The organism is Methylophaga sp. UBA2689, from assembly GCA_002354555.1.
GTDB lineage: Bacteria > Pseudomonadota > Gammaproteobacteria > Nitrosococcales > Methylophagaceae > Methylophaga.
In genome coordinates this window covers 7,964-13,941 of record DELT01000020.1, presented here as the reverse complement: position 1 = coordinate 13,941, position 5,978 = coordinate 7,964, and the positions used below count along the sequence as shown (strand labels likewise).

3 protein-coding genes, 1 pseudogene and 2 riboswitches are annotated in these 5,978 nt (G+C 44.2%); of the genes and pseudogenes, 1 reads left to right on the top strand and 3 read right to left on the bottom strand.

The window, feature by feature from the left end; all coding sequences use genetic code 11:
• Nucleotides 1-23: 23 nt before the first annotated feature.
• From B3M51_RS01910 to B3M51_RS01900, 3 genes are all read right to left on the bottom strand, one after another.
• Nucleotides 24-1,859 carry a vWA domain-containing protein gene (locus tag B3M51_RS01910; RefSeq protein WP_292756456.1) on the bottom strand — a complete coding sequence of 612 codons (1,836 nt, stop codon included), beginning with the start codon at nucleotides 1,857-1,859 and terminating at the stop codon, nucleotides 24-26.
• Between the two features lie 87 nt (nucleotides 1,860-1,946).
• Nucleotides 1,947-3,131, bottom strand: coding sequence for an O-succinylhomoserine sulfhydrylase (locus B3M51_RS01905; protein WP_292756454.1), 1,185 nt, complete (start codon nucleotides 3,129-3,131; stop codon nucleotides 1,947-1,949).
• Between the two features lie 214 nt (nucleotides 3,132-3,345).
• Entirely contained in the window at nucleotides 3,346-5,175 is a 1,830-nt protein-coding gene (locus tag B3M51_RS01900) for a TonB-dependent receptor domain-containing protein (RefSeq protein ID WP_292756452.1), read from the bottom strand.
• Between the two features lie 61 nt (nucleotides 5,176-5,236).
• Nucleotides 5,237-5,432: riboswitch (cobalamin riboswitch) on the bottom strand.
• Nucleotides 5,433-5,511: 79 nt separating this feature from the next.
• Nucleotides 5,512-5,714: riboswitch (cobalamin riboswitch) on the top strand.
• A gap of 55 nt (nucleotides 5,715-5,769) precedes the next feature.
• On the opposite strand from B3M51_RS01900, the pseudogene B3M51_RS01895 reads away from it, so the two are divergent.
• Nucleotides 5,770-5,978 (top strand): annotated as a pseudogene (locus B3M51_RS01895) (hypothetical protein); the annotation flags it as partial.

The following is a 5,978-nucleotide window of genomic DNA, read 5'->3' as shown; positions in this document are numbered from 1 at the left end:
AAAACCGGATCAGTCATCGACATTTATAATAAGTCTCCAGGTAAAAGCTGCCGGCGACGGCTGCGATGCCAAAACCAGAATCCCATTATTAATAACAACACAATAACGGCATTACCAATAGCTAAAATCACTGTGTCAGAAAGCTGGAAGGTAGACTCCGGTATTTCTGCATTAGGCTCATCCGCAAGCGGATCAATTATCACCGGTTCAAATGGCTCATCATTACCCTTTTCGGCAGCAATCGGCGTTTCTGAAGTAATTGTTAGTGACGCACCGGCGGCTTCATCAAGTAACTGAATGGGCTTGGGTTGTAAAAATACATTCCGCCCTGCCGGAGTTTCCCCCCGAATCTGCAACGATAATTGATAAGCGGTTTCAGGTTGTAAATCGGCCACTGTCAACTGCCAGGCATTTTCAGATTCAGACTGCCGTAATACTTCGTAGGGGAATTCACTGCCATCTGGTGCACTGAGTAAAGCAGAGATTTGCAGAGATTGAGGATCAATCATACTGGCATCAGCTGACATCGAAAGCCGATGACTGCGGCTATCACCGTCCAGTTGCGTCACAGTAACATCAAACGGTAATGCGACGACATTGACTGATTGCCGTCGCTGACGCTCAAATGTGTCACTCTTTGCGGTGATCACAATATCATTTTGTCCGCTGTCAAACAGCTTGCCCAAATTTGCCATAAACGTCGCCGTCTGGTTATTTAAGGTCATTTTGTTATTGATCGGTTCACCCTGCAATGGTTGAGTGCTTAACTCTGCGGTAACCAGTTGCAGAAAATCCTGTCGATCGATCTGTTTACCATGGTCGGTTAATTTGGCGACAATATCAAACTGTTCTCCAGCCAGAATATTATTTGGCAGATCAATTGTTTCCATTCGCAGGTCTGTTAAAACCATTACCCGATTATCCGGATCGATATTGCCATCAATAAACCACTCTCCAGACATTGGTTTGTCGATGGTAATTAAATCAAAATGTTTTTCCTGCATCCAGCTTACTGAGGACTCATGCTTTTCGTGTGATTGATTTTTTTGATCAGGTTGAATCAATTGGGTGACGTCGGTTTCTTTTTCACGAAACACCAAAATCGTCATTTCATTGACGCTGTTATCAATGGTGAAACGATTATCCACCAGTGGAACTGAATCACGTTGAGTGGCTTGTTCAAACAAATGCAGAAAAACACGTTCCAACTCATCAGCGTTATCCACCTGGTGATACCAGCCATCTGTAGCCAGTGATAATTGTTTAAGCAGTTCGTGATCAGCATCTTCAGACAAGGCAATCGTGTGGATTCGAAAGCCTTTTTGTTTTATTTGTGGCAACAACTTGTTGATGATGTTCTGGCGTGATTGATCGCTGGATGCTTTTCCCTGATGCAAATCAACCAGACCATCAGATAAAAGGATAATACTGCGCTTTTTGGTTTTATCAGCTGAACTGACGTTAGCTGTGGCCTTTTGCAAAGCTTGTTCAATATCGGTGAACAAGCCATGAGAATGAATTTCAGAAGATTTTTGCTGAACCAATTGCCGCCATGGGTCATCCGCTTCTTTCAGTGGAACCAACATATTAACGTAACGGGCAAAGGTCCAGACGCCGCTCTCAGCATCACCTGGCATCAAACCACCCAACAAGCGTAAACCCGGTGCTCGTAAATTCTGAGGGTCGTTGTATTTCATACTGCCGGACACATCAATAATAATGCGCACATCTGCATCGGTTTCCGCATTTGCCAATGCTGGAATCGCAAACCAGATGAGGATTGGCAAGGTCAGTAGGAACCTAAATATTCTCTGCATAAAAACAACCTGTTTGACTTGAAAAGCGGCAGAAATTGTCATTACTGACGATTTCCTGACGCGAATTGTTTTATTTAAGATTTAATATGCAGGTTTTATGCCGATAGTTCAGTAATTTACTTGTGAGGCTTAAAGAAGATCCAAGCCGCGCTGGATATCCTGTTGAATATCTTCAACATTTTCCAAGCCTACAGACAAACGTATCATGCCATCACTTATACCAGATTCAGCTCGCGCCTCAACTGACACTCGACCATGAGTTGTTGTGGCCGGATGAGTGATAGTAGTTTTGGTATCACCCAAATTGGCCGTTATCGAAATAAACTGTGTGGCATTAATCAATTTCCAGGCAGCTTCCTGCCCTCCTTCAACTTCAAACGCAATAATGCCACCAAAGTCAGATTGTTGCTGTTTAGCCAATTGATGACCTGGATGCGACTCGAGTCCGGCATAGAACACTTGGGTAACCTGTTTCTGCTGCTGCAGCCAATGTGCCAGTTGATTGGCATTGGCTGAATGCGCTTTCATACGTAAATCCAGTGTTTCCAAACCTTTCAGAAAAGTCCAGGCATTGAATGCACTCATGGTTGGACCAGCTGACCTAAGGAAGCCGTATACCTCTTCTCCAACACGTTGTGCATCACCGACCACCGCACCACCCACACAACGTCCTTGCCCATCTATATATTTGGTAGCCGAGTGAATGACGATATCAGCACCGAGTAATAACGGTAGCTGCAAAGCCGGTGTACAGAAACAGTTATCAACAATTAACAGACAGTCATGCTGCTTAGCCAAAGCCGATAAAGCAGCTAAATCGGCAATTTCGTTAAGTGGATTAGAAGGTGTTTCCAGAAATAACGCTTTGGTATTAGGCTTGATTGCCGCTTCCCAGGCTGCCAGATCAGTTAAAGGGACATAGTCTGTCTGCAAACCGAATTTGCTCAGATACTTATCAAACAAAACCCGTGTCGTACCGAACACACTACGTGAAGAAACAATATGATCTCCGGCAGCGCATAATCCCATAAATGTGGCGAGGATGGCGGACATGCCTGAAGCAGTGGCCACGCAGGATTCACCTTGTTCCAGAGATGCGAGGCGTTGTTCAAAGGTGCGCACGGTTGGATTGGTAAAACGCGAATAGATATTGCCAGGTTCATCACCGCCAAACCTTGCTGCTGCCTGTTCTGCACTATCAAACACAAAACTGGAAGTTGGGAAAATCGGTTCTGAATGTTCGCCTTCGGGCGTTCTTACCTGTCCGGCACGTACCGCACGGGTGGCAAAACCTTTATCTTTGAGATCGGTCATGACAACTCTGAAATAGCTGGAAAATCCTGCCATTCTAAAAGATAAGCTGTATGGCTGACCAGCTTTATCCTTAAGTGGCTTAGCGAAATAAAACCCAGTAAAGAAATTTAAAGAATTGTTGGAAAATTGTGTTTATCAACGATGCTGAAATAAAGCATGAATCTATACAGTCATGCTCAGCCAATAATGACTGAGCATGAAATAAAGAATTGCCTTATGGCTGATAATGTAAAGACAACATATAAGTGCGATCCAAGGTGTTGAAGTTATTAACAGTTTGATATTCCTTATCAAACATATTCATTGCATTTAACTTAACCGACCAGTCCTGATCAATCTGATAAGCTACTCGAAAATCCACCAGACCATAACCATTTAAACGTGTGTTATTAGCGGCATCATCATAACGATAGTCACTGACTTTCCAGCTGCCACCAATTGACCAATCGCCAAACTTGCGATCAACATGCAGATTAGCCATGCGCTGTGCTCTGCGTGGTAGCTTATTACCAGTCTCTTCATCTTCGGGGTTAAGCACAGTCGCATTGAAGTGTACCTGCCAATTCAGTAGCGTTGTGGTCAAATCAAACTCAATACCTTTAATTTTGGCTTCAGCTACATTTTCAGTAGTGGGAAATTGATACACCAGCAAATCACGGATTTTATTCTGAAAAGCGTGAACTCCCCAAGTACCCCAATCCGTGTTACCTAACAAACCAACGCCATAGTTTTTGGATTTTTCAGCTTCCAAATCTGGATTGCCAACAAAAAAACCAACATCTGGATAATAAAGTTCATTAAATGTTGGGGCTTTAAATGCAGTTCCAACATTCGCCGTAAGCTGAAGTGCCTGTGTTAATTGATAGCCCCATTCTGCAGTGCCAGTCGTTTCTTCCGCATAGGCTTCGTTATCATCATGGCGAGTACTTAATAACCAACTGTGGTTACCTGCTTGCCCCTGCCAGCTGATAAAAATCGCCTTGTTATCACGTGAGGTTTCATCATAATCAATCGTGCCCTCAATGTGATCGTTATCATAATCCAGCCCTACATTGAGACGTTGCTGTTTTGACAGCATAAAAGTATTAACCAGACTGAAAAACCGATGACGGGTATTGAACGTGCCATCCGCAATACCATCCGCATAATTATCTGACTCGTCGCGGGATTCAGATACATTAAGTGACATTAGCCAATTATCCGTGAATTGATAACGTGAATTTACCCCCATAACCTGTTGAATATTATCAGCATAAAAATCTTCGGTCAGGGAAAAACTATCATAATAATTTTGTGATTGAGCGCGTAAAAAATTGGCTCCAACACTCCAGTCCTTATTGATATCGTGATCAACTTTTGCTGAAACACTATTATTTCGATAACCATCATGATCCGGATTATCTTCTTCTCGGGCATTAATTCCATTGGTTGATTGATGCGTGAAATTGGCATGATAACGAGTCGTTTCATTACCTCCACTTACGCCCGCACTCGCCTGTTTGGTGTTATGACTACCAATACCCACCGAAGCATAGGGGGTTGGATCTTGGTTTTTACCTTGCCGGGTAAATATCTGAATGACACCACCAATCGCTTCTGAACCATACAAACCAGACCTTGGTCCACGCACGATTTCAATTCGTTCAATCTGATTTACCGGAAAGTCCTGGATGGCAGCCCCCCCTGATGTAGCAGAATGCCATTTAACCCCATCAACTAAAAAAAGCACATGATCTGAATTTGTGCCTCGTAAATAGACACTGCTGTTTTTCCCTAAGCCACCGCTGTTTGAAATATCCATACCTGGAAACCGTGACAGTAAGCTGGGCAAATTATTAATCTGCAAACGATCAATATCTGCACGGGTAATAACGGTATTGGGTGCCAAAGCATTTTCGGTAAGCATCCGATTAGCAGTAATCGTCATTGCATCAAGGGATTCCTGTTCAGCCAGAGCAGTAACAGAGAAGGTGGAAGTAGCCAGTGCCGCTAATGTAAGACGTGCACAGACACGCAAAGGCATGGCCTTTGTTAAAGCTTTCATATTGTCTCCTGGGGATACGCTCACCCGCGATCCGGATTAATAAAGTCACACAACACGCGTTGGTTGTGATGAACTTCAGGCCGGTCTCCGGACTCACGTTGTGGCTTGTGCCAGCACACCCGCCTTCCCACGATTAATCGCAGTGGCTGATTTGGATGTATTTTCAACGTTTACCGTTGCGGGGGCAGTGTTGGATTTTCACCAACTTCCCGTTTAACTCTGATGGATATCAAAGCACCTGAAGAGGCGCGCATCTTAAATCTCCCATGGCTTATCGTCAAACCTGATAAGGACAATTAATGATTTCCAAATTGACAATATAGCTTGCTAATCCTTATTCTGTCGGCAGTTTCAGGTGTCGCGAAAGTGATGAAACGGGAAGTCGGTGCAGCCAAACATTGGATAAACCCGACACTGCCCCCGCAACGGTAAATGAGTTCAGGTTGAACGTTACGCCACTGTATCTATTACGGGAAGGTGTTCAACCGGTGACAACACCGCTCATGAGTCCGGAGACCGGCCTGAAATATCCTGGTCTGTTGACCGAAAATGCTATTAACCAAGTTGTGCGGGTGAGCACATCGGAGAACCTCAATGTCGTTATTGTCTCAACGTCAGCAACTGATCGTGGCTGCGCTTCTTGCTTTTTTAATGGTGATGACTCGTGGTCATCATTTTGCCGATATCAACGTTTTACCCAGCGCCTCCTGGGCAGTATTTCTGCTCGCCGGATTTTATCTGGCCTCAAAATTGTGGTTTCCGGCTTTTTTAGGTCTGGCGGTTGTGCTGGATTTGATGTCGGT

Bases quoted from the DNA above. Each gene is read 5' to 3' on its own strand.
- B3M51_RS01910 (WP_292756456.1), bottom strand. From the start codon at position 1,859: ATGACAATTTCTGCCGCTTTTCAAGTCAAACAGGTTGTTTTTATGCAG.
- B3M51_RS01900 (WP_292756452.1), bottom strand. From the start codon at position 5,175: ATGAAAGCTTTAACAAAGGCCATGCCTTTGCGTGTCTGTGCACGTCTT.
- B3M51_RS01905 (WP_292756454.1), bottom strand. From the start codon at position 3,131: ATGACCGATCTCAAAGATAAAGGTTTTGCCACCCGTGCGGTACGTGCC.